26 protein-coding genes are annotated in these 25,901 nt (G+C 31.1%); 23 read left to right on the forward strand and 3 right to left on the reverse strand.

The features are described from left to right. The first annotated feature begins 30 nt into the window (after positions 1 to 30). The 15 genes from rfbA to BM238_RS08940 all read left to right on the forward strand — a co-directional run bounded on the left by rfbA (position 31) and on the right by BM238_RS08940 (position 15,469). On the forward strand, positions 31 to 888 hold the full coding sequence (gene rfbA / locus BM238_RS08870) for a glucose-1-phosphate thymidylyltransferase RfbA (RefSeq protein ID WP_090079985.1): 858 nt from the start codon (positions 31 to 33) through the stop codon (positions 886 to 888). 110 nt (positions 889 to 998) lie between these two features. After that, positions 999 to 1,847: an ABC transporter permease gene (locus BM238_RS08875; protein ID WP_090079987.1), complete on the forward strand. Its 849-nt coding sequence runs from the start codon at positions 999 to 1,001 to the stop codon at positions 1,845 to 1,847. Between the two features lie 41 nt (positions 1,848 to 1,888). Beyond that, entirely contained in the window at positions 1,889 to 3,142 is a 1,254-nt protein-coding gene (locus BM238_RS08880) for an ABC transporter ATP-binding protein (protein ID WP_090079988.1), read from the forward strand. A gap of 5 nt (positions 3,143 to 3,147) precedes the next feature. After that, complete coding sequence (locus tag BM238_RS08885; RefSeq protein WP_090079990.1) at positions 3,148 to 4,323, forward strand: glycosyltransferase family 61 protein; 1,176 nt, start codon at positions 3,148 to 3,150, stop codon at positions 4,321 to 4,323. Positions 4,324 to 4,481: 158 nt separating this feature from the next. Beyond that, positions 4,482 to 5,414, forward strand: a complete 933-nt coding sequence (locus BM238_RS08890) for a glycosyltransferase family 2 protein (protein ID WP_090079992.1) — start codon at positions 4,482 to 4,484, stop codon at positions 5,412 to 5,414. After that, entirely contained in the window at positions 5,414 to 6,451 is a 1,038-nt protein-coding gene (locus tag BM238_RS08895; RefSeq protein ID WP_090079995.1) for an acyltransferase family protein, read from the forward strand. Before BM238_RS08890 ends, BM238_RS08895 begins: the two co-directional genes overlap by 1 nt. Before the next feature lies 1 nt (position 6,452). After that, on the forward strand, positions 6,453 to 7,331 hold the full coding sequence (locus BM238_RS08900) for a glycosyltransferase family A protein (RefSeq protein ID WP_090079996.1): 879 nt from the start codon (positions 6,453 to 6,455) through the stop codon (positions 7,329 to 7,331). Position 7,332: 1 nt separating this feature from the next. Continuing rightward, the gene (locus tag BM238_RS08905; protein WP_090079998.1) at positions 7,333 to 8,232 is read left to right on the forward strand and encodes a glycosyltransferase family 2 protein; all 900 of its coding nucleotides are present in this window, start codon (positions 7,333 to 7,335) and stop codon (positions 8,230 to 8,232) included. Continuing rightward, positions 8,232 to 9,074 carry an FkbM family methyltransferase gene (locus BM238_RS08910; protein WP_090080000.1) on the forward strand — a complete coding sequence of 281 codons (843 nt, stop codon included), beginning with the start codon at positions 8,232 to 8,234 and terminating at the stop codon, positions 9,072 to 9,074. Before BM238_RS08905 ends, BM238_RS08910 begins: the two co-directional genes overlap by 1 nt. Next, positions 9,071 to 9,916 (forward strand): glycosyltransferase, encoded by an 846-nt coding sequence (locus BM238_RS08915; RefSeq protein WP_090080002.1) that lies wholly within the window; start codon positions 9,071 to 9,073, stop codon positions 9,914 to 9,916. Before BM238_RS08910 ends, BM238_RS08915 begins: the two co-directional genes overlap by 4 nt. Beyond that, positions 9,906 to 10,733 carry an alpha-1,2-fucosyltransferase gene (locus BM238_RS08920; protein WP_090080003.1) on the forward strand — a complete coding sequence of 276 codons (828 nt, stop codon included), beginning with the start codon at positions 9,906 to 9,908 and terminating at the stop codon, positions 10,731 to 10,733. The genes BM238_RS08915 and BM238_RS08920 overlap by 11 nt, the downstream gene beginning before the upstream one ends. Positions 10,734 to 10,745: 12 nt before the next feature. Further along, complete coding sequence (locus tag BM238_RS08925) at positions 10,746 to 11,534, forward strand: glycosyltransferase family 32 protein (RefSeq protein WP_090080005.1); 789 nt, start codon at positions 10,746 to 10,748, stop codon at positions 11,532 to 11,534. Positions 11,535 to 11,571: 37 nt separating this feature from the next. Further along, positions 11,572 to 12,648, forward strand: a complete 1,077-nt coding sequence (gene wecB / locus BM238_RS08930) for a non-hydrolyzing UDP-N-acetylglucosamine 2-epimerase (protein WP_090080007.1) — start codon at positions 11,572 to 11,574, stop codon at positions 12,646 to 12,648. Positions 12,649 to 12,730: 82 nt separating this feature from the next. Then, complete coding sequence (htpG, locus tag BM238_RS08935; protein ID WP_090080009.1) at positions 12,731 to 14,629, forward strand: molecular chaperone HtpG; 1,899 nt, start codon at positions 12,731 to 12,733, stop codon at positions 14,627 to 14,629. 159 nt (positions 14,630 to 14,788) lie between these two features. Next, entirely contained in the window at positions 14,789 to 15,469 is a 681-nt protein-coding gene (locus BM238_RS08940; protein WP_090080011.1) for an NAD-dependent epimerase/dehydratase family protein, read from the forward strand. 1 nt (position 15,470) lies between these two features. Here the strand turns inward: BM238_RS08940 and BM238_RS08945 are convergent, their stop codons facing one another. Both BM238_RS08945 and BM238_RS08950 read right to left on the reverse strand, forming a co-directional pair. Further along, positions 15,471 to 16,469 carry a glycosyltransferase gene (locus BM238_RS08945; protein WP_090080015.1) on the reverse strand — a complete coding sequence of 333 codons (999 nt, stop codon included), beginning with the start codon at positions 16,467 to 16,469 and terminating at the stop codon, positions 15,471 to 15,473. A 3-nt stretch (positions 16,470 to 16,472) separates the two neighbouring features. Then, positions 16,473 to 17,249 (reverse strand): class I SAM-dependent methyltransferase, encoded by a 777-nt coding sequence (locus BM238_RS08950; protein ID WP_090080016.1) that lies wholly within the window; start codon positions 17,247 to 17,249, stop codon positions 16,473 to 16,475. 81 nt (positions 17,250 to 17,330) lie between these two features. On the opposite strand from BM238_RS08950, the gene BM238_RS08955 reads away from it, so the two are divergent. Further along, on the forward strand, positions 17,331 to 17,900 hold the full coding sequence (locus BM238_RS08955) for an acyltransferase (RefSeq protein ID WP_090080018.1): 570 nt from the start codon (positions 17,331 to 17,333) through the stop codon (positions 17,898 to 17,900). 61 nt (positions 17,901 to 17,961) lie between these two features. Further along, positions 17,962 to 18,870, forward strand: coding sequence for a glycosyltransferase family 2 protein (locus tag BM238_RS08960; RefSeq protein ID WP_090080020.1), 909 nt, complete (start codon positions 17,962 to 17,964; stop codon positions 18,868 to 18,870). 3 nt (positions 18,871 to 18,873) lie between these two features. Here BM238_RS08960 and asnB read toward each other — a convergent pair whose 3' ends face one another. Next, the gene (gene asnB, locus BM238_RS08965; RefSeq protein ID WP_090080022.1) at positions 18,874 to 20,703 is read right to left on the reverse strand and encodes an asparagine synthase (glutamine-hydrolyzing); all 1,830 of its coding nucleotides are present in this window, start codon (positions 20,701 to 20,703) and stop codon (positions 18,874 to 18,876) included. 61 nt (positions 20,704 to 20,764) lie between these two features. On the opposite strand from asnB, the gene BM238_RS08970 reads away from it, so the two are divergent. The 6 genes from BM238_RS08970 to BM238_RS08995 are packed head-to-tail and all read left to right on the forward strand — an operon-like array spanning position 20,765 to position 25,899. Continuing rightward, positions 20,765 to 21,574, forward strand: a complete 810-nt coding sequence (locus BM238_RS08970) for a glycosyltransferase family 2 protein (RefSeq protein WP_090080024.1) — start codon at positions 20,765 to 20,767, stop codon at positions 21,572 to 21,574. Then, positions 21,571 to 22,590, forward strand: coding sequence for a glycosyltransferase family protein (locus BM238_RS08975; protein WP_090080026.1), 1,020 nt, complete (start codon positions 21,571 to 21,573; stop codon positions 22,588 to 22,590). Before BM238_RS08970 ends, BM238_RS08975 begins: the two co-directional genes overlap by 4 nt. Next, on the forward strand, positions 22,580 to 23,734 hold the full coding sequence (locus tag BM238_RS08980) for a glycosyltransferase (RefSeq protein WP_090080027.1): 1,155 nt from the start codon (positions 22,580 to 22,582) through the stop codon (positions 23,732 to 23,734). The genes BM238_RS08975 and BM238_RS08980 overlap by 11 nt, the downstream gene beginning before the upstream one ends. A gap of 11 nt (positions 23,735 to 23,745) precedes the next feature. Further along, entirely contained in the window at positions 23,746 to 24,306 is a 561-nt protein-coding gene (locus tag BM238_RS08985; RefSeq protein WP_090080029.1) for an acyltransferase, read from the forward strand. Between the two features lie 3 nt (positions 24,307 to 24,309). Beyond that, complete coding sequence (locus tag BM238_RS08990) at positions 24,310 to 25,476, forward strand: glycosyltransferase (protein ID WP_090080031.1); 1,167 nt, start codon at positions 24,310 to 24,312, stop codon at positions 25,474 to 25,476. Between the two features lie 6 nt (positions 25,477 to 25,482). Further along, positions 25,483 to 25,899, forward strand: a complete 417-nt coding sequence (locus tag BM238_RS08995; protein WP_090080032.1) for an OsmC family protein — start codon at positions 25,483 to 25,485, stop codon at positions 25,897 to 25,899. Positions 25,900 to 25,901: the final 2 nt, after the last annotated feature.

Here is a 25,901-nt window from a genome sequence, read left to right on the forward strand (position 1 = left end):
TTTAACAATCTAACATTATAATAGAAAAACATGAAAGGAATAATATTAGCCGGCGGATCCGGAACAAGACTTTATCCATTGACGATTGCCGTGAGCAAACAATTGATGCCGGTTTACGACAAACCAATGATTTATTATCCTTTGTCAACCTTGCTTTTGGCAGGAATTAAGGAGATCTTAATTATTTCAACTCCACACGATATTGGTGGATTTGAAAAATTATTAGGCGATGGTTCTTCCATTGGGTGTGAAATTTCTTATAAAGTTCAGCCTTCACCGGACGGTTTAGCGCAGGCTTTTGTTTTGGGAGAAGAATTTATTGGTGGTGATTCTGTGGCCTTGGTTTTAGGTGATAATATTTTTTATGGAGCCGGATTACCTCAGCTTTTATCCAGTAAAACGAATGTGAAAGGTGGTTGCGTTTTCGCTTATCAGGTTTCTGATCCGGAACGATATGGTGTGGTAGAATTTGATGAAAATTTGAAAGCCATTTCTATTGAAGAAAAACCGGATCAACCAAAATCTAACTTTGCTGTTCCAGGCTTGTATTTTTATGATAATTCTGTGGTAGAAATCGCTAAAAATTTAAAACCATCTCCCCGTGGAGAACTGGAAATCACAGATGTAAATAGAATTTACCTTGAAAAAGGACAGCTTGAAGTGGGGTTAATGTCCCGCGGAACTGCCTGGCTTGATACAGGAACTTTTGATTCTTTACACGACGCTTCAGAATTCGTCAAAGTATTAGAAAAAAGACAAGGTTTTAAAATCTCGTGTATTGAGGAGATCGCTTATGTGAAAGGGTTTATCAATAAAGAACAACTTTTGAAATCTGCCGAAAAATACGGAAAAAGCGGTTATGGAGATTATCTAAAAAAGTTGGTTTAAAGTAAAATATCAATATTAAAAATCAGCTTTTCAATAATAATCGTTTAAAGTAATTGTTAAAATATTATTAAATTTTAAATCTTATTTTTGCAACCTCACAAAAAGAAAAAATGACCGAAAATAAACAGGAATGGACGGAAACAATAGAATCCAGCCATTCTTTATTTAAACTGAATTTAAAGGAAGTCTGGGATTATAAAGATCTGGTTTATATGTTTGTAAAGCGGGATTTTGTATCCAGTTTTAAACAGACCATTCTTGGGCCGATATGGTTTTTTATAAATCCGGTTTTTACAACGGTAATGTATCTTTTGGTATTTGGCAAAATTGCGAATATCTCTACTGACGGCGCTCCAAAAATTTTATTTTACCTCGCGGGAGTAACATTATGGAATTATTTTTCCGCTTGTCTCACAAGTACTTCCAATGTTTTTACGGGCAATGCTGCTATTTTTGGAAAAGTATATTTTCCTAGATTAGTAATGCCGTTATCTATCGTAGCGTCTAATTTAATGCGATTTGGAGTGCAGTTTATGCTTTTTCTGGCTGGATTTTTTTATTATTTTTCTAAAGGTGAGGTATCGCCAAACTGGTGGATCTTAGCAACGCCTTTCCTTATTATTTTGATGGCCGCGTTTGCTTTGGGCGCAGGAATGATATTTTCTGCTTTGACCACGAAATACCGTGATCTTCAGATGCTGTTAAGTTTTGGTGTCAGTTTATTCATGTATGCCACGCCGGTTGTTTATCCGGTTTCAGCGTTGCCAAAAAATATCCAGCCTTATGCAGATTATAATCCTTTGACCGGTATTTTTGAGTGTTTTAAACACGCCTGGTTGGGTACAGATGGCTTTCGGCCAGAAATGTTGATATCCAGTACGATCATCATTTTTATACTTTTAGCAATAGGAACTCTGGTTTTTAACAAAGTGGAAAAAAGCTTTATGGATACGGTTTAGGCTTTAGGTAAAATAATATTTTTTAAAACAAACAACACGCAATGCTCGCATTAAAGTCAGAAAATATATCAAAACAATACCGTCTCGGCCAGGTTGGAACAGGAACGATGAGCCACGATCTCAATCGTTTTTGGCACCAGATCCGTGGAAAAGAAAATCCCTATCTGAAAATTGGAGAAGCAAATGACCGCGCCGTAAAAGGCGAAAGCGAATATGTCTGGTCTTTGCAGGATATTAATTTTGAAATAGAACAAGGCGATGCAGTTGGTATTATTGGTAGAAACGGCGCAGGAAAATCAACACTTTTAAAATTGTTAAGTAAAGTTACAAAACCAACGACTGGAAAAATTTTTACTAAAGGCAGAATTGCTTCTCTACTTGAAGTAGGAACAGGTTTTCATCCGGAAATGACGGGTCGCGAAAATATTTATTTAAACGGAGCCATTCTCGGCATGAACCGTAAAGAAATCAAAAGAAAATTTGACGAAATCGTAGATTTTTCCGGCGTTGAAAGATATATTGACACGCCCGTAAAACGCTATTCTTCGGGAATGTATGTGCGTTTGGCTTTTGCTGTTGCCGCGCACTTAGAATCCGAGATCTTAATTGTAGATGAGGTTCTTGCCGTGGGAGATGCAGAATTTCAAAAAAAATGTCTGGGAAAAATGAATTCTGTTTCCAAAGGTGAAGGTAGAACAGTTTTATTCGTGAGTCACAATTTAACGGCTGTGAAAGAACTTTGCTCCAGGGGAATTTTACTGGATCAGGGAAGATTGACTTTTACCGGCGGCGTTGAAGAATCTGTCATAGAATACCAAAGAAACAGTTTAAAAAAATCGAGTTACGTGCATAACGGCCCAGTCGATAATGCGATTGGAAATGAAAATATCAGAATTACAGAATTTTCTGCCTTGCCTACAAAAGGAAAAATGATTGATATCGATTCTGGGGTTAGCGTAAAACTTAAATTTTTTAGTTTTTTACCAAATATTACTTTAGATGCCACCTTTGAATTACGGACTTTTGAAGAAGTGGTCATTTTTCACACCGGAGCATTTATCACTAAAAATGAAGATTCAGAAAGAAAAATGTATGAAATTGACTTTGATATTCCTGCACAGTTTTTAAATGCAGGAAACTATTATTTTAAAATTATTTTTGGCAAAAACCAGAGAGAAGTTTTATACATCAATGAAAATTTAATCGCATTTGAGGTAGAAAACGTAAAATTGGGAACAAATGTAGCGGTTTTGCCTGGCTTAATAAGACCAAATTTTGATTATATAATAACTTAAAAGTTATGATAAAAAAAGTCAAAATTTTTCTCAAAAATTTGCTGTATTCACATGAGTTCATTGATAATCAATTTTTAAGTTTTATTCAGTTAAAAATTCTCAGTAAAGTACATCAGAGAAAATATTATAGAATAAAAATAAAAAGTTTAGAAAAAACAAAAATTTTAGAAAAAATTATAGATGGTTATTTTTACGAAAGTAGAACACAAAATAATCAAATGATAAAAGTTCCTGATCTAAATTTATATTTCTTCGAAAATGCGCTCGTAAATTCATACTCTTCGGCAGTAATTAGTAAAAACATTTTACATTATGAAGTTTTCAATGACAAAGAAAGATATAATGAAGGTTTCATATTATATCATTCGAAGAAAACAGCAGTTTATTTTCTAAATGAAGTTGAAACCATTGAAGAAGGTTTTTTTCTTGCAGGCAATGGAAGTTATAATTGGTACCATTGGATGATCGAGATTTTACCTAAGATAATATATTTCGATACATCCCATACAAAGGTAATTTTAGTTAATCAATCCTGTCAAACTATTAAAAGTATGGCTGATTCGTTAAACTTAATAACCGAAAATCTAAACATAAAAATAGTCTACTTACATCCTAGAAAAGTATACAATGTTAAAAAGCTTTTTTTTATAAATGAGGTCAATAAATTAATGTTTAATTCGGAAAATATTACATTTTCCGATTCTTACAAATACTATTTTAGAAAGGAAAGTTTAAATAATATCAGTAATATTTTTAAAAGTAAGATAACTGGCACAGAAACTTGTTGCAAAAAATTATTTTTAGAAAGAAAAAATACGCACCGGATAGCAAAGAATGATAAAGAAATCTTTACATTTTTACAGCAAAAAGGTTTTGTGAGTGCAGATTTGCGATCATTATCTTTCACCGAGCAAATTAATTGCCTTAAAAATGCAAAAATAATTGTGGGTACAACTGGGGCGTCATGGACGAACCTTTTATTTTGCGAGCCTAGTTCATACTCGATAATATTTATACCTGAGAATTTTAAAAATTATAGATTTTTTGAGGAGATCGGGCAAATGTTAAATGTGAAGGTTGATTATTTATATTATGAAAATGGTGAAAACGATCATGATAAAAGCGAGTTTATAATAGACATAAAAAACTTAGAGAATTTGTTACATGAATTTGAAAAATAAAAATTGGACTGTTTGCGGAAATTTGATCAAAATCATCTTGACAAAAACATAATTCTTTTAGAAAAAACGCTAATTGGTAACATTCTCGAAAATTACAAAAATATTTGCTTAGCTATCTTAAAAGCTAGTGATTTGTTTCAATAAAGAATTAATAAAATATGGAAGAAAATCCGTGGGTAAGCATAATTTGCGCATGTTATAACCAAAGCAGTTTTGTAGTTGAAAGTTTGGAAAGTGTGAAAAACCAAACTTATAAAAACCTGGAAATCATAATTTATGACGATGCTTCCAAAGATAACTCTGTCGAAATTATTGACGGTTGGATTTTAAAAAATCAAGATTTAAATATCAGATTTATAAAAAATGTTCAAAATATTGGCATCTGCAAATCTCTTAACAATGCTCAAAGTTTTGCCACAGGAAAATACATTCAACTATTAGCGTTAGATGATATTTTACTACCTGATAAAATTGAGCGTCACGTAAAAATTTTAGAGAAAAGCCAGGAAAATGAAGCACTTGTTTTTACAGATGCATATTTAATGGATGATAAAAGCCAAATTTACCAAAATAAATTTATTGCGTATCATAAAAGATTTTTAAGCTTAAAAACCGAGAATTATTTTGAAGATCTTTTAACAGGAAATTTTATCCCTGCGATGAGCATTTTATATAAAAAGAAGATTTTTAGCGATATTGGTTTTTGGGATGAAGATCTGGTTTTTGAAGATTATGATATGCTTCTTCGCATCGCAAAAATTTATAATTTTATTTTTGATGAAAATATTTCTGTCAAGTATAGATTTCATGAAAATAACAGTCATAAAAAATTGAGTTCTAAAATGTATAAATCGAACTATCTGTTATTATTAAAACATATAGATCACAATGATGCTGTAAATAAGTACCTAAAAGAATACATTATTAAATCTTATAAAAACAACAATTTACAAGGAGAACAGATTAAATTTTTTCAATATATAAAACCAAAAAATTTCAGAGATCATTGGCTACTGGAAAATAAGAACCAAAAGTTTTATAAAATTATTGAGAAAATATTACAGGTAAAAAATTTGTTTATTTATAGCTAATGAAAGCATCGAATCAGATTAATCGCAAAAATAATTTTGACTTCATCCGACTAATTCTCGCATCTTTAGTAATTGTTTCACACTCTTTCCAGCTTACAAAAACAAAAGAAATTCTTGCTGTTATAACCAACAACCAAGTGGATTTTGGAAGCTTAGCAGTAAATTGCTTTTTTGCTTTAAGCGGTTATTTCATTTTTATCAGTCTAAAAAACAGTAAAACAATTACAAATTACATATGGAAAAGATTATTGCGACTTTATCCTGCGCTCATAGTTTTGTTGATCTTTACTTTTATAGTTTTAATTTTTCTGTATTCTGGCGAGAACTATTTAGTTTATATTAAAAACTTTATTTTTTATGCTGCAAATTGTCTTTCGCTTTATAAGGTTGACTATTATATATCTGGCATTTTTCTAAGTAACCCTTATAAAGGAGCTATCAATGGTAGTCTCTGGTCATTGAGTTATGAATTCACAATGTATATACTTTTGGTCTTATTGTTTTTTATTAAAAATAAAAAATTTGAATTTATTTTGCTACTTTTTGCATTCATTATTTCTTTATATTTTTCTAATTGCAAAACAACATTTCTAAACAAATTTTTCTCAGGTATTTATTTGAATAGTGGTCAGATTTATCGGTTAGCGTCTTATTTCGTAGCAGGGAGTTTACTTACATTCTTAAATTTAAAAACAATTAATACCGTTTTTATAAGATTATTCATTTTTGGACTTATCATTTTTTCTTTATTATTTAATTTTTACACTTATGTTTCTCCTATATTTATTCCAATTTTTGTTTTACTTATTGGCTCACTAGACACAAAAATTATAAATGAATTAACTCTTAAGATCGGAGATATTTCTTACGGTGTATATATTTATGGATTTTTAATTCAACAGGTTTTCATGAGTTTTATCAAACTTAATGCTTACTACCTGTTGGTCCTAAGTTTACCTGTGAGCTATATTTTGGCTTACTTATCATGGCACTTAGTGGAGAAAAAAATGCTAAAACACAAATATTGGATTAAATAATATGCAGAATAAATTAGCAATCGTAATTCCTTTTTATAAAATAGAATTTTTTGAAGAAACTTTAAAATCCGTTGCTTCTCAAACTAATAAAAAATTCACTTTATACATCGGCAACGATGCGGCTCCGATTAATCCTTTGTCGCTAATTAAAAAATATTTTTCCATTGATGACTTCAATTATTTTGACTATAATGTTAATTGGGGTGGTGAAAATCTTGCTTTACAATGGGAAAGAATTTTAGAAAATGTAACAGAAGATTGGTTTCAGATTTTAGGTGATGACGATATGATAGCATATAATTTTGTTGAAGAATTTTATAATTGTTTAAATAATAAGATAGATGATTTTAATGTTATAAAATTTCCATTAACAGTAATTAATGAAAATAATATAAAAATAAAAGATTTCTCGTACGATGATAGTTTTATTAGCAGAGAAGCTTTCTTATTATCCCGTTTAGATCAAACTTCCTCTTCATCACTTTCTGAAAATATATTTAGAAGAATTCAATATTTAAAATATAAAATTCAAAAATTTCCCTTAGCTTGGCATAGTGATGATTGTATGATTTTCGAATATGCTGAGAATAAAAAAATTTTAAACAATAAAAAAAGTACGGTTTTAGTACGAAACTCGGGCATCAATATTTCTTCTTTACAAAATAATCAGGAGGAAAAGTCTTGCGCTAACAACTCTTTTTATAATTTTATCATTGAAAAGTATTTTATTGTCTTCAATTCCGAACAAAAAAAAATAATTTTACATTTTCTTAAAAAACATTATTATTACTCTAATGATAAGCCAAATCTAAAATTGGTTTATCTCATAACAAAAGATAATTTACTAAACGGTTTGCGTTTTTTTAAATATTTGTTTTAAAATGAAAAAAACTGTTTCCATCATCATACCCAATTATAATCGTGCGAATTTAATCGTCGAAACACTGGAATCGATTGTTGCCCAAACTTATAAAAACTGGGAATGCCTTATTATTGATGATGGATCAAAGGATAATTCTATTGAAGTAATAAATAATTTCATAGCAGTAGATCATCGTTTCAAGCTGTACGAAAGAGATGCTAAATCACCAAAAGGTGCAAATTCATGCCGGAATATTGGAGCTAAAAAAGCAAAAGGCGATTACATCATCTATTTTGATAGCGATGATTTAATGCTTGAAAATCATCTTGAAATTAAAATAAATACGATTAAGTCGCACAATTATGACTTTGTTATAGCAAAAACGGAGTACTTTAATAGTCCAGAAGATGCATACCCTATCAATTACCGCTCCTTATTTAGTCTTCCAATCACTGCTGATAATTTTATACAAAAAAAAATTAATTGGCTAACTCTGGATCCAATAATAAAGGCAGAAACTGCAAAAGCAATTCAATTTACGGAAAAAAACAGTTCCGCGGAAGAATATAATTATTTTGTAAAGTTAGTACTGCAAACAGAGAATGCAATTGCTTTAGATGTAGTTTTGTCCCTAAGAAGATTTCATGAAGATTCATTTCAATTTGGTAAAGAAATCGACGAAAAGCAGCGGTTGATCAACTATTTCTTCTATAATTGGGACACTTTGAAGGAGGTTGAAAAAAACCCGAACTGCTCTCAGAAATCTAAAATCTATCTATTAGAAAATTGCATAAATTTACTTAAAAATATAAAACTTCCAGTTCCTGTACTATTATTTCACAAAACAATTTGCGAAATTAAAGGTTATCAATTTTCTACATTGCCATATTTGTTGGTTAACAAATTAAAATACAAATAATGAATTTAAAACTTTATTTTTCAATTATTTCAAACTATGCCAAAATAGCTCTGATAGATATTAAATACTTAGTAACACCAAACGAAACTACAGGCATTACAAATGCTGAAAGGATGAGGCTGAAAAACTATCCAAAACTAAAAAAGGGTTCCGCAAAATTTTTCGATGTTGATTTTTATTTCAATGATGTTGGCGGTTTTATGCATACAGTTGACGAAGTATTTAGTGAAAAAGTATATAAATTCGAGGCTGATAAACCTGAGCCGTATATTATAGACTGCGGTTCCAATATCGGTATCAGTTTATATTATTTTCAAAAGTTATACCCCAACGCGGAAATTATAGGATTTGAACCTGATCCTGAAATCTACAGAATTCTTCAGAATAATGTATCAAATTTTTCAAATAAGAATATAAAAATTTATGAGGAAGCAGTCTGGACACAAGACACAGAACTTATTGTTTATTCTGAAGGTTCACTGGCAGGCTCTGCAACGGTGGATTATTTGGGAACAAACAAAAAAACTACAGTTAAAGCATTTGATCTTAAAAAATTGATGACAAAAGAAATTGATTTTCTGAAAATTGATATAGAAGGCGCTGAAAATGAGGTGATTTTTGACATAAAAGATAAATTGTTTCTGGTAAAAAATTTATTTTTAGAATACCATGGTTTAGCAGGAAAAAGACAAAATCTGGGAGACATTTTAAATCTTTTACGCGATGCAGGTTTTGAATACTATATTCGTCTGGCTGGAGAAAATATTAAATACCCTTTTTGCAATGAGCAACCAGTAAATTTCAACCAACAACTAAATATTTTTTGTTTTAGAAAAAAATGATTTCAATAATTATTTCAACTTACCAACCTGCTTTTTTTCAGGATTTAGAACAAAATATTGATAAAACCTGCGGTGTGCCGTATGAGATTATTAATATAGAAAATCCCGGTTTAATGAGCGTTTGTGAAACTTATAACAAAGGCGCAAAACTCGCAAAATTTGAGAACTATTTATTTTTGCACGAAGATGTTTTATTTTTAGAAAACAACTGGGGAGAGAAATTAATTAACATCTTAAACCTGCCAAATTGCGGTGTAGTTGGCGTCGCAGGGGGAGATTATTACGGCTACGTTCCTGCAAGTTGGTGGAGCGAAGGTTATAAAAAAATGAACATAATTCAGGCTGATAAGAATTCTGGAAAGGACCATTTTAACGACCATTTTAATTTTAAAAAAGACAGTGTTTTAGAAGAAGTAAAAGCTTTAGATGGGGTTTTTTTGGCCTGCAAAAAAGAAGTTTATGATGCTACAAGATTTGACGAAAAAATTGAAGGATTTCACGGGTACGATTTAATTTTTTCTCTAAAAGCATCAGCAAAATTTCAAAATTATGTAACTGGCGAAGTTTTGCTTAAACATTTCTCTAAAGGCTCATTGTCTAAAGAATGGTTACAGAATATTTTGAAAGTTCGTTCCATAATTGGTTTTAATAAAAATCAAAAAATCGATCAAAATGTTGAATTGCAAAATTTTTATAAATTATTAGCAATGATGAAACTTTATAATTTCACAAAATCAAAAAGCCTGCAAATCGCCATTAAATATTTTAATCCAAGCATTTTTGGTTTAAAAAATAGCCTAAAAGTATTAAATCGTCTTAAATATATATATATTGAAAAATAATATAAAAAAAGCGATTGCAATTCTTTTGAAAGATGATCTGCAAATTTGCATTACGCCAAAAGGCGCAAGATGGGGAAATCTTCTTTATTTTTTTCTTCACGCTTTTATTAAAGAAAAAAACGGTAAAAACTTTAAACTGCTTTACACGACGCATATGGCAGAGGTTTTAAAGTGGTTTCCAGATTTAAAAAAATTTACAATTACTGAAAAAGACGTTAAATTTTATCATCAAAAAGATGCGTCCAATAATTTTTATCAAATATTTGGAGAAGATTTCGGCAGAGATAATCTTTATGATTTTATTAAAACCCAGCTCTTAACTTCTTCAATAAAAGATTTATTACAAAACATTCCAGAGCCTGAAAACGATTGGCTTACCATAAACATCCGTCGAGGCGATTTTTATGAAAAAGGAAATACTTCGCTTTACGGTTACGATCAAATCGGGTTTGTAAAACACATTTTTAAAACCAGATTTAGTGAAAAAAACTGGCAAAAAATCACAGTCATTTCTGACGATATGATTTGGTGCGAAGAAAATTTTTTCTTTTTAAATCGATATTCCAAAATATTAGAATTTCCAGAATTTAAAGAAAATACTATAATTTCCAGCTTTTTGAGAATTTCAAAATCTCAAAATTTGATCTTATCAAATTCTACATTCTCATTTTGGGCGGCTTATATTTCTAATTATCTTTACGGTTCCGCAGAAAAGACATATTGCCCTATCTTTGGAAGCAGAAGAATGGAAAATACGGATCTTTACCAGTTTGACCCAAATTGGCAAATGATAAAAGATTTTAATTTTGAAAGTTAAATTTATTGAAACATGATCCCTAAAAAAATACACTATTGCTGGTTTGGCGGAAATCCTTTGCCGGAATCTTTTGCAATCTGTCATGCAAGCTGGAAAAAATATTTGCCGGATTATGAAATCATAGAGTGGAACGAAACCAATTTTGATATTTCCTGTTGTGAATACGTGAAACTCGCCGCTGAAAAAAAACAATGGGCTTTTGTTTCAGATTATGCGCGCGCCTTGGCGTTGTTCAATGAAGGCGGCATTTATATGGACATCGACGTTGAAGTAAAACACAATCTCGATGAATTTTTGCATCATCGCGCATTTTCAGGTTTTGAAATTACTGGAAGTCCGTTCACCGCGCTTTGGGCAACAGAAAAAAACCATCCGTGGCCAAAAAAAGTTCTGGATTTTTATGATCAAAAAACGGATTTTGACTTGACGACAAACACGGTTTTCGTTTCAGAATTATTAGAAAAAGAATACAAAATAAATCCCGAAAAAGATGAATATCAGGAATTGGCAGATGGAATCGTGATTTATCCTTCCAGTTATTTTTGTTTAGATCTTCCAAAAAATTACGCAGCACATCATTTTATTGGAACCTGGCACAAACGAGAAGCGCCAAATCCTTTTAAAGATTATGTTCACGCGCATTTTTATTTAAAATCATTAAAAAATCTTCCAAATGGAAAAAAGGAAATTCACAATGTCATTAATAATCAAAAAATGATGACTTCTGATGATATTCTCTCACAGTTTCCTTTGAAAATGTTGGTCAAACATATTGCAAAACGATTGAAATTAAAATCTTAAAATAATATTTTCAGTACTTTTGTTTAAACTAATTTAAATGTCCAAAACCGCAATAATCTACGGCACACGTCCGGAATTTTTAAAAATTTTTCCTTTAATTTTAGAATTTAAGAAAAATAATTTGTTGGTTTCTTTGGTAAATACCGGTCAGCATGATTCTCTTTTATCTGAAATGGAAAAAGATTTTGATGTAAAGCCAGATTTTTCTTTATCGGTTCAGTCGTCAGCATTTACCAATTCAAATTTGATTTCAAAACTGATCAATGATATTTCAAATTTGGTTCATCAGGAAAATATTGAAAAAATCATTGCGCAGGGCGATACATTCACGGTTTTAGCCTCGTCAATTGTGGCTTTTTTAGAACAAAAGAAATTTTACCACATCGAAGCCGGACTTAGAACTTCAACGATAAAATTGCCATTTCCCGAAGAATTTAACAGAAGAACGGTTTCGCTGACGTCTGATATTAATTTTGCGCCGACCGAACTTTCCCAAGCAAATCTTTTAGCCGAAAATATTCCACAAAATAAAATTTTCTTAGTTGGAAACACGATTGTTGATATGATCCAATATGTTTTAAAAAAGGAAAATATTACTGTTGAATATGAAGATTCTGTTTTTATAACTGCGCATCGACGGGAAAATATTGGTAAACCTTTAGAAAATATTTCTACGGCAATAAAAGAATTAGCGGAAGAAAATCCGTACGTTAAATTTCATTGGGCTTTGCATCCAAATCCGAATACGCGTAAAATTATCTTAAATGCTTTAGGCGAAAATAAGCCCCAAAACATCGTTTTTTCTGAACCTTTAAATTATGTTGAAGCCATAAAAATGATGGCAAAAGCAAAACTATTGCTTTCAGATTCCGGCGGCATTCAGGAAGAAGCGCCAAGTTTGCAGAAACGTGTTTTAATTTTAAGAAATGAAACCGAAAGACCCGAAGTTTTGCACTGCGGTTGCGGTATTTTAGTGGGTGATGATATTCAAAAAATCAAAGAAAATTTTAACCAAATTTTTAATAACGAAAAAGAATATATTTTTGAAAGTACACAAAACCCTTTTGGCGACGGAAAATCTTCCGAAAAAATTCTCGCTGAAATTTTAAAATAAAAAAAACCTCTTTCCGCCAATTTGTCACCTTCCTTCCGATGGTATTTCTTTTGAGAAATAGTTTTTACAAAAATTAAAAATTATGACAAAAGGCAATATCAATGTTTCGGTGGAAAATATTTTCCCGCTAATTAAGAAATTTCTTTACAGCGACCATGAAATTTTTCTTCGTGAATTAATTTCAAATGCAACGGACGCGACTTTAAAATTGAAACATTTAAGCAATATTGGTGAAGCCAAAAGTGAATTGGGCAACATCGAAATTGAAGTAAAAGTTGATAAAGAAAATAAAAAAATCCACCTGATTGATCACGGCGTGGGGATGACTTCCGAGGAAGTTGAAAAATACATCAATCAGGTTGCTTTTTCCGGTGCGGAAGAATTTTTAGAAATATACAAAGACACGGCGAAAGATTCCGGCATTATCGGACATTTCGGTTTAGGCTTCTACTCTGCTTTTATGGTGGCAAAAGAAGTTGAGATTTTAACGAAATCATTTAAAGAAGATTCTACTGCAGTTCGTTGGGTTTGTGATGGTTCGCCAGAATTTACGCTGGAAGATTACCCGGAAAAAACGACTCGCGGAACAGAAATAATTCTTCATATTGCAGACGATTCTACCGAGTTTTTGGAAGATTACCGGATCGAAGAATTATTGACCAAGTATAATAAATTTATGCCCGTTCCAATTAAATTTGGGACAAAAACTGAAACACTTCCTTTACCCGAAGATGCAGCAGATGACGCAAAAGCGGAAACTGTAGAAGTTGATAATATCATCAATAATCCAAACCCGGCTTGGACGAAAAACCCGTCTGAATTGTCTGATGAAGATTATAAAAATTTCTACCACGAACTTTATCCAACGCAGTTTGAAGAGCCTTTGTTTAATATACATTTGAATGTAGATTATCCATTTAATTTGACGGGAATTTTATTTTTTCCAAAACTGGCAAATAATTTAAATATTGAAAAAGACAAAATTCAATTATACCAAAATCAGGTTTATGTAACCGACGAGGTAAAAGGAATTGTACCGGATTTTTTAATGCTTTTGCGAGGTGTAATTGATTCACCAGACATTCCGTTAAATGTTTCCCGTTCTTATTTGCAGGCTGACGGCGCCGTGAAAAAGATCTCCAGTTATATCACCAAAAAAGTGGGTGATAAAATGGTTTCCTTATTTAACGAAGATCGCGCAGGTTACGAGAAAAAATGGAATGACATTAAGATCGTGATCGAATACGGAATGATCTCTGAAGATAAATTTTATGAAAAATCTGATAAATTTGCACTTTATCCAACAACGGACGGAAAATATTTCCTTTGGGATGAATTGATTGAAAAAATTAAAGATTCACACACTGATAAAAACGGAAGAACTGTTTTACTTTACGCTACAGACGCAGATGCACAGGATTCTTACATCCAAAAAGCGAAAGAAAAAGGATATGAAGTTTTACTTCTAGATTCACCAATTACGCCGCATTTAATTCAAAAACTAGAAACTTCTAAAGACAATATTTCTTTTGCAAGAGTTGACGCCGATCATTTAAATAAATTAATTGAGAAAGACGAACCGACAATTTCAAAATTAAATGATGAAGACAAAGAAAGATTAAAAATTGAGGTTGAGAAAAATTTAGAAAATAACACTTATGTGGTTCAGGTTGAAGATCTGGATAGTTCTGATGCACCATTCTTAATTACACAACCGGAATTTATGCGCCGTATGAAAGATATGCAGGCAACTGGCGGCGGCGGCGGAATGTTTGGAATGGGAAATATGCCGGAAATGTATAATTTGGTTATCAATTCTAACAGTAGTTTGGCGGATAAAATTTTACATTTAGAAGATGCAGATAAACAAAAAACTTTAGTTCAGCAGGCTTTTAATTTGGCTAAATTATCTCAGAATTTACTTAAAGGAAAAGATTTGACGGCTTTTATTGAAAGTTCTTATTCAAATTTAAGTTCATAGCATTTTTTTTAATTTTCAACTGTTTTTGGTTGACCAAAGAAAATTTCTTTTAAATATAATTTCAAGATCCGGTAATTAATTTTACCGGATTTTTATGCTGAAAAAATAAAAATAGCCTGATCTGTTCTTTTTTATTATTTTTACCTAAATTAAAAATCTATGATCGTAGGAAATGGCTTGATAGCGTCACTTTTTAAAGAAAACTACCGAAGTGATGTTGTGTTTTTTGCTTCCGGTGTTTCCAATTCTTTGGAAAAAAATGAAAGCCAGTTTGAACGCGAAGAAAACTTAATTAAAGATACCTTAGCAGAAGAATCTGATAAAATTTTTGTCTATTTTTCGACCTGCAGTATTTATGATTCCTCAAAAAATGGCAGTTCCTACGTTTTACATAAATTAAAAATGGAACAACTTGTAAAAAATTCTGCTAAAGAATTTCTAATTTTACGTGTAAGCAATGCCGTTGGAAAAGGTGGAAATCCCAATCTTTTGATCAATTATTTAATTCGCTCGGCAAAAGAAGAAAACACCATAAATGTTCATACAAAAGCGTCACGAAACCTCATTGATGCGGAAGATGTTAAAAATATAACCGAGAAATTACTCAATGAAAATTATCTAAATAAAATCGTAAATCTTGCCTATCTTCACAACTACTCCGTTGTTGAAATTTTAGAAATTATTGAGCGTTTTTACCACAAAAAACTTGATCTAAATCTAGTGAAAAGTGGTTCCGGTTATGACATTAACATTCCAGAAACGGAAAATTATTTTAGAGAAAATAATCTGACTTCAAAAGACGATTATTTCATGAATATCTTACAAAAATATTATGCTTAAATTATCTTTCGTAGCGCCATTTAAATAATTTAAAACCTAAATCTGTCGGTAGATTATTGAAAATCTCTGTTTTTTTCGTGGCTAAAGAAAAGTTTTTATTGAAATAATCCTGAAAACTTAGACCAGATAATTTTTTATAATTAGTATAACTTTCTTTCCACAAAACTTTGTCTTTCTGCGCTTTCCAGTTCATCAGAAGCGTACTGTTTTTAAAATCACTAAGAAACTTTAGGATCAAATTCTGCCTTTCGGGATTTAATTCTTCCTTATAAATTTCATCAATTTTTTTCGCGATCGTCAACCAATTGTCAAAATTTTTCTTCGTCCGGTTGTGTATCACCGAATTTTTATGAAGAAAATAGCGGTAGGTTTTATTGTGGATAAACCCGACAGAATCTAATTTTAAAGCCGTTTGCAAACTTTGCAATGTGTCCTGGGCAAATAATCCACGCGTGAAATAAAGTTTGTTTAATTTCAAAAATTCTACCAGAATAAGTTTATTCCAGCTAGAACTCGGAAAATTTCCTTCCACAAAACTTTCTAAAATTTTTTGATTTCCTTTTATTGAATTTTCAGTAGCAACAAGACCAAACATTTCAGAAGCATTTCCCGTTTCAGCGTTGATCGTTTCCGTGTTTCCGACAACCACTTGAAGGTTTTCGGCTTCGGCAGATTTTACTAAAAGTGAAATGGTTTCGGGGAAAAGTTGATCATCACTATCCAAAAAGAAAATATATTTTCCATTTGCAGTATCGATACCTTTATTTCTCACGACAGACAATCCTGAATTTTCTTCTAAATGGTAGATTTTCCAGTTTTGAAGTTGGTATTTTTCAATAAATTTTTCGGCAATTTCTACGCTTCTATCCGGCGTTTTGTCATTTATTAAAGTGACTTCAATATTTCCGTAAGTTTGAGAACGCACAGATTCCAGACAGTCTTCTAAAAAATCTTCACATTTAAAAATTGGAATTGAAATCGTGACCAAAGGCTGATCCATTTTCTACTTTTTAAAAATAAATCCGGCATATTTTTCATCAAATTCCACGACGATAGATTCATAGTTATTTTGCAGACAAAAATCCATAAAAGCAGCATTATCGCCAATATCATCACTCATTAAAACACCACCTTTTCGTAAATGTTTAAATAAAAGTGGATAAGCCCACATTCTGCCATCATAAGATTTGTCGCTGTCATAATGCACAAAATCTATTGAATCCTGAATTTTAAAAATTTTTGGTAAAGATTCCCGGTCGGCAAACCGAAACAATTGCCAATTAAAAGTCAGATTTTCCGGCACAACGCAACCAACATACTGGTCATTTTCCTTTCCTAAATAAGGCATATCTGAACTGTAAAGTGTTCCGTTTCTTTTCTCAATTGAAAGCAAAGCAGCAAGTGAGCTCCAGCCATAAGCAACACCGGTTTCTACTGCATTTTCTGCTTTTAAATATTCATTGATGTAAAATATAAGATCCAATGCGCCTGCACCGCCCATTTTTACAGGACAATTTTTTTCATTACTTTTTGCTTCAGCTAAGATTTCCGGATAAAGCTCTTCAATTTTTGTATAATTTTTAAAACCTAAAATTTCAGCAATCGTTTTTTCCTGAGAAATGGCATTTTTCGCGCACCACAATGCTGCGTCATCTTTTCCTTTAAAAGCTGCTTTCCTATTAAAAATATTTTTGTAGATCTTTCTAGCTAGTTCAGGGTAAAGATGTGGACGTGATAAGTAGGCGAAGAAAGTTTTAGAAATATTAGAAATTTCACTCATCAGTTTTATATTTGCCACAAAAATAAAGAAATAATTATGAAAATATTACCTTTGTTGATCAACCACTAATAAAGTTTCGAAATGAATTTATTTTTATCTCAATTGTACCTAAAATGGAGCAATTTTCTTACTTCGCTAAAAATAAATGCACAAAGAAATTTTTTTTTTAAAAATCCCGAAAGTAGTATTCATCCAAGTTTTAAATTAGGTGGAGGTAACGTTTTAGACATCTCAAAAGATGCTGTTTTTACTTTCGCAGAAAACGTATTTTTCAACCAACATAATTTTATAGCTGTAAAAAATAATGCAAAATTAAAAATTGGGAAAAACACCTACATTACAAGAGGTACAATTTCTTGTTTAAGTGAAATTGAAATCGGCGACAACTGCCTTCTGGGCGAAGGAATGAAACTTTTTGACCATAATCACAAATACACGACAGACCCATTTTCAGTTTTAAAAACGGACTTTAATGTGGGAAAAATAAAAATAGGAAATAATGTCTGGACTGGTGCGAATGTAACGATCTTAAAAGGTGTCACAATTGGTGATAATGTAATTTTAGGCGTAAATGTTTTTATCCATAAAGACGTACCGAGCAACAGTATCGTTACTTTAAATCAGGAATTAAATATAAAAGCTATTTCTTGACATTTCTTTTAAAAAACTATTTACAAATTTAAAAAACTGCAAAAGTTATAAATATTTAATAATGAAAAAACTTGCCTTTGTAATTCCTTTTTATAAAATAAATTTTTTTGAAGACACTTTATCGGCGTTGGATCAACAAACCAATAAAGATTTTAATGTCTACATAGGTGACGATAAAAGCGAGAACAACCCCAAAGAATTAATTAAAAAATATGCGGATTGTTTTGACCTACAGTACAAAAGATTCAACAATAATTTAGGTGCCACAGATCTTGAAGGGCAATGGATACGGTGTATAAATTTAAGTAAAGATGAAGAATGGATTTGCATTCTTGCAGATGATGATTACCCAAAGGCAAATTTTGTAGAAGAATTTTATAAAAATTTAGACTTGCTAGACGAGAAAAAGATAAATGTCATCAAAGTCGCAATCACTTCCATCAATGAAAAAGGTAAAGTTAGAGGTGCAGACTTAAACCATCCAACTTTTGATACCTCACTAAATTATTTTTGGCGGGACAGAAATGGAGAAACATACACAAGCATTAGTGAAAACATTTTTCGTAGAACTGCTTTTGAAGAAAAACGTTTTAGAGGCTTTCCTTTAGCTTGGGGCACACCTTTAATTGCATGGATTGATTTCTCAGAAGGCGGTGAAATTTTTGGATTAAATTCAACGCAAATGTGTGTGAGGGTTTCCGAAATTAATTTAAGCAGAATTGATTCTTTCAAGGATCAAAAACATAGAGGTGAATTTATGGTTTATGAAATTATTTTTACGGATTATAAATCAAGATTTAACTCAAAACAGTTATTTTTTCTTACAAAACAATATCATTCAATCGTACATTATTATAAGATAAGAAATAAATTACCTGATACAATTTTAAAACTTTACAAGAATTTTGCGGGATTAAAAGGCATTGCTTACTATATGATAAAAGAATTAAAGTGGAAATTTATAAAATAACATTTATCTCTGAAAATGCGCTTCCATCCAAATCCCCAAAACCAGCAAAGACCAGTGTTTAAAAGTAAAATCTAAATACTTCTGACTTTCCTTAAAATCTACTTTCTGGAAAATTTGGGATTTTGGATTTTTTAAGATTTTGTCAGATAACTCTACAATTTCGGGGAATTTCATCCATTCGGAAACAGGTGCGCCAAAACCCTGTTTTTTCTTATTTAAAATGTTTTCCGTTAACAAATTCCCGAAAACTTTACGTAAAATGATTTTGGTTTGCGATTGATCAACTTTATATTTTGAAGGCAAACTTGCGCAAAATTCAACAAGATCTTTATCTAAAAAAGGTGTGCGGAGTTCGATGGAATGCATCATCGCGATACGGTCGTCTTTCACTAAATAATCACCGGGAATTATATTTGTAAGATCCATTTTCATGCAGGTATTCAGATTTTTTTTATCTAAATCAAAACTGTAAGAATGTTCATAATTGACATTTTTACCGAGAAGTTTTGCAGTTTCACCTGACGTAAAATTATTATGAACTTTGTTTTTTTGATAAGAAACTATATCTGAAAATTTTGCTCTAAAAACTTTATCTAAAAAATGATTTTGGATTTTTTTAGAACCAACTACTTTTCCGAAAGTCGCGCCCATTTTAAAAATATTTAAAAAATTTAGATTTTCACCGCCTTTTTTTAAAATATTGAGTTCTTCCTGATACCATTTGTAACCGCCAAAAAGTTCGTCGCCGGCATTTCCCGTTATTACAACGGTCATTTTTTTTGCAGCTTCCTCACAAATTTTATAAGTTGCCATTATTGCCGTATCTGCAAGTGGCTCATCAAGTTGCGATAGAACTTTTTGCAGAATTTTTGGTAATTCTTCTTTTGTGAATGTAATTTCATTATGGTCGGTTCCGTATTTTTTTGCGATTTCCCGCGCTTCTGGCATTTCGTCCCACGAACCTTCATATTTAAAACCGAGCGTTGTCAGATTTTTATTTTCCTGCGAAGAAAGCGCTACCAAAGTCCCGGAATCCAATCCACCACTTAAAAACGCGCCCACTTTCACGTCGGCAATCAATTGCTTTTCAACCGATTTTTTCACTAAGTTTTCAAATTTTGAATAAATTTGTTCTTCTGAATAATTAGATTCTTCTTTTGGAAAATCCCAATATTGAGAAATTTCAATTTTCCCATTTTTAAAAACTAATCGTGATGCAGGTGGTAAAACTTTTATATTTTTATAAATACTTTGCTGACTGTCAACAAAAAGATGTCGCAAAAAATGGCTTAATGCTTCATCATTTAATTCATTATCCACTAAACCGGTCGCTAAAATCGCTTTTATTTCTGAGGCAAAAATAAATTCACCGTTTTTTCCGATGGCGTAGTAAAAAGGTTTTTCGCCAAAACGATCTCGTGCGCAAAAAAGTTGCTGTGAAGTTTCATTCCAAATGGCGATAGAAAACATTCCGTTTAAATATTTTGGAAGTTCTTTGCCGTGTTTTTTAAATAAATCTAAAATAACTTCCGTATCGGTGTTGCTTTTAAAATTAACTTCCGGCATTTCCTTTTTTATGTCGCGGTAACCATAAATTTCACCGTTAAAAACGATGCAGTTATTTTTATCCTGAGAATACATCGGCTGATGTCCGTCCGGCGAAAGATCGACGATGGAAAGTCTTCTAAAACCTAAATAGCAGTTTTCAAAATATTCAGCACCTTCATCGTCCGGACCGCGATGTTTGATGGAATCCGTCATGTTTTTGAGAATGGTTTTATAACCGTTTTTTTGGTCAATTTCCTTTAAAACAATACCCGAAATTCCGCACATATTAAAAAATTATGGCGTAAAATTAACATATATTTGTTAAGTTTGACAATAATAGTCTGAAATGAAAAAATTTTCCCTTCTTATTGCGCATTTTTGTAATTACGATTTTTTTGTAGAATGCTATGAAAGTATAAAATCCCAGACTTTTCAGGATTTCGAAGTTATTTTGGTTGATGATTGTTCGACAGATGATTCTTTAGAAAAAATTAAAATTTTAACGAAAGATGATTCACGCATAAAAATTTTTAAAAACGAAACTAATAAAGGTGTCGGTTTTACCAAAAGAAAATGCGTAGAAATGGCACAAGGCGAAATTTGCGGCTTTTTAGATCCTGACGACGCACTTAGAAATGATGCTTTGGAAATTAGTTTAAAACAATATTCTGACAGCAAAATTATCGCGACACATTCCCAAATTATGATGTGTGATCAAAAACTTTCACCGCTTAATTTATTTAAAAATACCAAAGCCGTTAAAGCCAACAATTCCAAATTTTTTAATATCAATTTTGAAGTGAATCATTTCTTCACTTTTAAACGATCGATTTATCTGGAAACCAGCGGAATTAATGAAAATCTAACTTCCGCCGTTGATCAGGATTTGTATTTAAAAATATATGACAAAGGAATTTTAAAATATATAGAGGAGCCAATTTATCTGTATCGGAAACATGAAAGCGGAGTTTCTCAGGATAAAAGTAAGAAATCAAAATTAGTTTCCAACTGGAATATTGTTTTGAAAGACACTTTAAAACGTAGAAATATTTCAACGCTTTATGGCAAAAAAGTAAATGAAATTGAAGATTTAGCGACATTTATTTACAAAAAGCAAAATTCTTATCTGGCGAAATTTTTAAAGAAATTTTCATGACGGATATTTTAATTAAATCTTTTAACAGACCTTTTTATCTGGATCGTTGCCTGTTTTCTATTTTTAAATTTGTAGAAGGCGATTTTAAAATTTCCGTATTGGACGATGGAACACCAAAACAATATTTAGACAAAATCAGGGGAAAATATCCTGAAATTGATATTATATTATCTAAAAATTACGCTCAAAAAACGTCTGCAATCACTGAAAACCTTAAAAATAAAACGGAAATTAATGGTTTTCAAATTCCTGTAGATTTATGGATCGAAGCGGCAAAAAATGCTTCCGACTATTTTATCATAACCGAAGATGATGTTTGGTTTACGGAAAAAATTAATATAAATGATTTGGTTTCAGAGATGAAAAAATCTGACATAAATCTTTTAAAATTAGGTTGGCTTGGTAATTTTAAAGATGATCAGCATTTAGATATTTCAGAAATAAATAATAAAATTGACAGAATAATTCCTCACAAATTATTTTTAAAAGGCCAAAAAACGATGGAAGCCTTTTTTTTAAACAAATATAAATTTTACAGTTTTTTGTATAAACTAAAGATCGTAAACAATGAAACACCACAAAAATACTGGGCCTTAAACTCAATATTAATGGGACTTTACAGCAAAAAATACTGGCTCAAGATCTGGAAAAATATGGCAGGAAAAGTGGATGAAAAGCAACAACTGATCAACGCTTCTGTTTATTTTAAAAAAAATAAAAACAACCTTAATTTCATTGCGCGTTTAAAAAAAGAATCAATGAAAACGACTTTTCAATCATCAGCGACAAATTCCTATCACAATTACGGCTATAATTTCGATGTTAATTTATTTAATTATTTAATCAACGAAGCCTGGTTTACAGATAAATTTGATTCATTTCAAAATTTTCCAAATGATTTTTCACTAGATTATTTTGAGTCTTTTTTTAATGATAAAATTGATATTTTAGAATTTAAAAAATGGGTTTCTCATTTTAAAGAACAGTATAAAAATCTTGGTGTAGATGTCGGATAAAAAAATAAAAATTCTCTTTCGGCACCGCTCAATGGAAATGGGCGGCGTAGAAAAAGTGATCCTAAGTTTGCTGAATAATCTGGACAGAGATAAATTTGACCTGACGATTTGTTTAAATTTAAATCAGGGCGAACTTAGAAATGACATTCCAAAACACGTAAAAAAAGTTTTTTTAACTAAAGGAAAAGAAGATTTTTCCAAGAATTTTTTACTTCAGAAATTTCAATTAATAATTAGAAATTTAAAATTAAAACAGGCAGAAAATAATCCGCAAATTGCACAAAAACTTTTAAATGACAATTTTGATATTGAAATTGCGCCGACTTATTCTTCTTTTTCATCAGTTTTAAATTCGTCAAATAGAAACTCGAAAAAGATTGGTTGGTTTCATTCTGATATTTCTTTCCCAAAACTACAACCTTTAGTTCCAAAAATTTTAGAGCAAATTCCGCAGTTTGATTATTTTATTTGGGGTTCAAAACAAGCAAATGATGTGTTTGTGGAAACTTATCCAACTTTTATTTTACCAGAAAACGAAGTAATTTTAAATGCAATTCCTATTAAAGAATTAAAATTAAAAGCCGAAGAATTTCCTGTAAATTTTACTAAAAAAACATTCGTATCTGTCGGAAGACTTCACACCAGAAAGGGTTTTCATAAATTGTTAGAAGCACATTCAAATCTTTTAAAAGAAGGTTTTGACCATGAAATAATTATTATCGGCGACGGCGAAGAACGTCAAAATTTAGAAAAACAAGCACAGGATTTAGGGGTTTCTGGCAGTTTTAAATTTCTGGGAACTTTACTGAATCCTTATCCTTATGTTAAAAATGGGGATTTTTTTATTCTACCCTCGGAATCTGAAGGTTGGCCTTTAATTATCGCAGAAGCACTAATTTTACAAAAACCAATTATAGCAACAAATGTGGGTGGCATTCCAGAAATGATAATTGATAAGGAAAATGGTTTACTGATAGAATATGAAATTTCAGTCATGCAAAACGCAATGAAACTATTCCTTACCGATGAAATTTTAATATTAGAAATTAAAGAAAATTTAAAAAAATCTGAATCACAGTTTGATAATAAAAAGATTTTTGAAAGTGTTGAAAATATCCTCATTAAATTAGCAAAAGCCCAATAAAATTTTCTAAAATGATATTTTTTTATAGAATTATTTTAAAGATGCACACACTTTATCAAAATTTAATTGGTAAATCTTACATCGAAATGTGTAAAGCGCGCGGTATGAAAGTTGGTAAAAACGTCGTATTTATTGAAGCGCCCGCTTTTGGTTCGGAACCTTATTTAATAGAAATTGGCGACAACACAAAAATCACGGCGGGTTGTACTTTTATCAATCACGACGGCGCAATGTACGTTGTTCGATCGATGGAAAAATATAAAGATGCACGAAATTTTGGCCGTATCAAAATTGGTAAAAACTGTTTTATTGGGAATAACTGTACTTTTTTGCCAGGCGTAGAAATGGGTGATAATTCTATTTTAGGCGCTGGTTCTGTCTTAAATTCTTCCGTTCCGGCAAATTCTGTTTACGCTGGCGTTCCGGCAAAATTTATTTGTACAATCGAAGAATACGGTGATAAAGCGTTGGAAAATAACGTGATGTATCCGCGTGAATTGGAAAAAACACGAAAAGATTTAGATGCTTATATTTCTAAAAAATTACCTCATACTTTTAAACCAATAAAATAAAAAGTGGCTTTAAAAAAGAAAATTCTTATCAGAATTGGTTCTCTTCGTCATGGCGGCGCGGAAAAAGTTTTGGTGACTTTTCTTAAAAATCTGCCGGAAGATAAATATGAAATAGATCTGCTTTTAAATCTATATTCTGGGAAATATTTAGCGGAAGTTCCGACTTGGGTTAACGTTTTGCATTTAAATAAAGGTGAAATGATCACGACGAATCGTTTGCAGGATCTACCAAAAAAAGCATTTCGCGTTATTTATCAATCGGTTTTAAAAAAATTGCCGGATCTGCTTTATCAATTTATTTTAAAAGGTAAAAAATACGATATAGAATTTGCCGCGATTCATGGAATGCGCGATGATATTTTAAATTCACCACAGAAATCTTCAAAAAAACTGATCTGGATTCATAATGATTTAAAGAAAACAGAACTTTATAATTATACTGATTCAGAAATCAGAAAGTTTTTTGATTACGATAAAATTATGGTGATTTCCCAAAAAATAAAGCAAGATTTCGAAGATTTAGCCAAAACTGAAATCGAAAAAAATAAAATTACTCGCATCTATAATCCTTTGGATACGGAAGAAATTATTTTAAAGAGTCAAAAACAAATAGTCAAGACTCAAGATTTAATCGAAGAAAATCGTTTACCAACATTCGTTTCTATAGGGACGGTTTTTCCGCAAAAAGGTTTTGACCGGCTTTTGAAAGTTCACAGGAAATTATTGGATGAAGGTTTTCAGCATAATATTTTAATTATTGGCGATGGTTATGATTTTGAAAACTTACAAAAATTACAAAACGAATTGAATGTTACCGAAACTTCAACACTTTTGGGTTTTACAGATAATCCTTATCCATATTTTAAAGCCGCAGATTTCTATATTTTAAGTTCAAGATATGAAGGTTTTCCGACGGTTTTGTTTGAAGCGATTACTTTAAAAAAGAAAATAATTGCCACCGAAGTTTCCGGTGTTAATGAAATGCTAGAGGATGGAAATTTAGGTTTGCTAGTAGAAAATTCGCAAGATGGAATTTATCAGGGAATGAAAAAAGCACTAACTGAACCGATAATTTTCGATAATTTTACTAAAAATTTACAGGATTATAAAATGCCTTTTAATTTGGAAAATTCAGTGAATTCTATTTGTGAAATTATCGATAATTTATAATTTTTTATGAAAATAAAAATAGACAGAAAAAATAAAGCGTACCATTTTCAAGGACAAAATGAAGATGGCGTCACAATAAATATGGACGCCAATCCGGAAATTGGTGGTGAAAAAAAAGGTGTTAGACCAATGGAAATGCTGCTTTACGGTTTGGCAGGTTGCAGCGCAATTGACATGATTTCTATCCTTGAAAAAAGCAAACAGGATCTTCAGGAAATTTCCGTAGAAGTTGATGCAGAAAGGCAAAAAGATAAAACGCCCGCACTTTTTACGGATATAAAAGTGACTTTTTACTTAAGTGGAAATTTAGATGAAACGAAAGTAAAACGGGCTTTAGATCTGACCTTTGAAAAATACTGTTCGGTTGCATTAACGTTAAATAAAACCGCAAAGATTACTTATGATTATGTTATTAATAATTAAAA

The sequence above is a fragment of the Halpernia frigidisoli genome (genome assembly GCF_900113805.1).
Lineage (GTDB): Bacteria > Bacteroidota > Bacteroidia > Flavobacteriales > Weeksellaceae > Halpernia > Halpernia frigidisoli.

Coding starts and splice junctions, on each gene's coding strand:
- BM238_RS08945 (WP_090080015.1), bottom strand. CDS start 16,469: ATGGATCAGCCTTTGGTCACGATTTCAATTCCAATTTTTAAATGTGAA.
- BM238_RS08970 (WP_090080024.1), top strand. CDS start 20,765: ATGAAAAAATTTTCCCTTCTTATTGCGCATTTTTGTAATTACGATTTT.
- BM238_RS08890 (WP_090079992.1), top strand. CDS start 4,482: ATGGAAGAAAATCCGTGGGTAAGCATAATTTGCGCATGTTATAACCAA.
- BM238_RS08985 (WP_090080029.1), top strand. CDS start 23,746: ATGATATTTTTTTATAGAATTATTTTAAAGATGCACACACTTTATCAA.
- asnB (WP_090080022.1), bottom strand. CDS start 20,703: ATGTGCGGAATTTCGGGTATTGTTTTAAAGGAAATTGACCAAAAAAAC.
- BM238_RS08905 (WP_090079998.1), top strand. CDS start 7,333: ATGAAAAAAACTGTTTCCATCATCATACCCAATTATAATCGTGCGAAT.
- BM238_RS08900 (WP_090079996.1), top strand. CDS start 6,453: ATGCAGAATAAATTAGCAATCGTAATTCCTTTTTATAAAATAGAATTT.
- BM238_RS08950 (WP_090080016.1), bottom strand. CDS start 17,249: ATGAGTGAAATTTCTAATATTTCTAAAACTTTCTTCGCCTACTTATCA.
- BM238_RS08875 (WP_090079987.1), top strand. CDS start 999: ATGACCGAAAATAAACAGGAATGGACGGAAACAATAGAATCCAGCCAT.
- BM238_RS08955 (WP_090080018.1), top strand. CDS start 17,331: ATGAATTTATTTTTATCTCAATTGTACCTAAAATGGAGCAATTTTCTT.
- BM238_RS08940 (WP_090080011.1), top strand. CDS start 14,789: ATGATCGTAGGAAATGGCTTGATAGCGTCACTTTTTAAAGAAAACTAC.
- BM238_RS08960 (WP_090080020.1), top strand. CDS start 17,962: ATGAAAAAACTTGCCTTTGTAATTCCTTTTTATAAAATAAATTTTTTT.
- BM238_RS08925 (WP_090080005.1), top strand. CDS start 10,746: ATGATCCCTAAAAAAATACACTATTGCTGGTTTGGCGGAAATCCTTTG.
- BM238_RS08880 (WP_090079988.1), top strand. CDS start 1,889: ATGCTCGCATTAAAGTCAGAAAATATATCAAAACAATACCGTCTCGGC.
- rfbA (WP_090079985.1), top strand. CDS start 31: ATGAAAGGAATAATATTAGCCGGCGGATCCGGAACAAGACTTTATCCA.
- wecB (WP_090080007.1), top strand. CDS start 11,572: ATGTCCAAAACCGCAATAATCTACGGCACACGTCCGGAATTTTTAAAA.
- BM238_RS08975 (WP_090080026.1), top strand. CDS start 21,571: ATGACGGATATTTTAATTAAATCTTTTAACAGACCTTTTTATCTGGAT.
- BM238_RS08915 (WP_090080002.1), top strand. CDS start 9,071: ATGATTTCAATAATTATTTCAACTTACCAACCTGCTTTTTTTCAGGAT.
- BM238_RS08910 (WP_090080000.1), top strand. CDS start 8,232: ATGAATTTAAAACTTTATTTTTCAATTATTTCAAACTATGCCAAAATA.
- BM238_RS08895 (WP_090079995.1), top strand. CDS start 5,414: ATGAAAGCATCGAATCAGATTAATCGCAAAAATAATTTTGACTTCATC.
- htpG (WP_090080009.1), top strand. CDS start 12,731: ATGACAAAAGGCAATATCAATGTTTCGGTGGAAAATATTTTCCCGCTA.
- BM238_RS08995 (WP_090080032.1), top strand. CDS start 25,483: ATGAAAATAAAAATAGACAGAAAAAATAAAGCGTACCATTTTCAAGGA.
- BM238_RS08980 (WP_090080027.1), top strand. CDS start 22,580: ATGTCGGATAAAAAAATAAAAATTCTCTTTCGGCACCGCTCAATGGAA.
- BM238_RS08885 (WP_090079990.1), top strand. CDS start 3,148: ATGATAAAAAAAGTCAAAATTTTTCTCAAAAATTTGCTGTATTCACAT.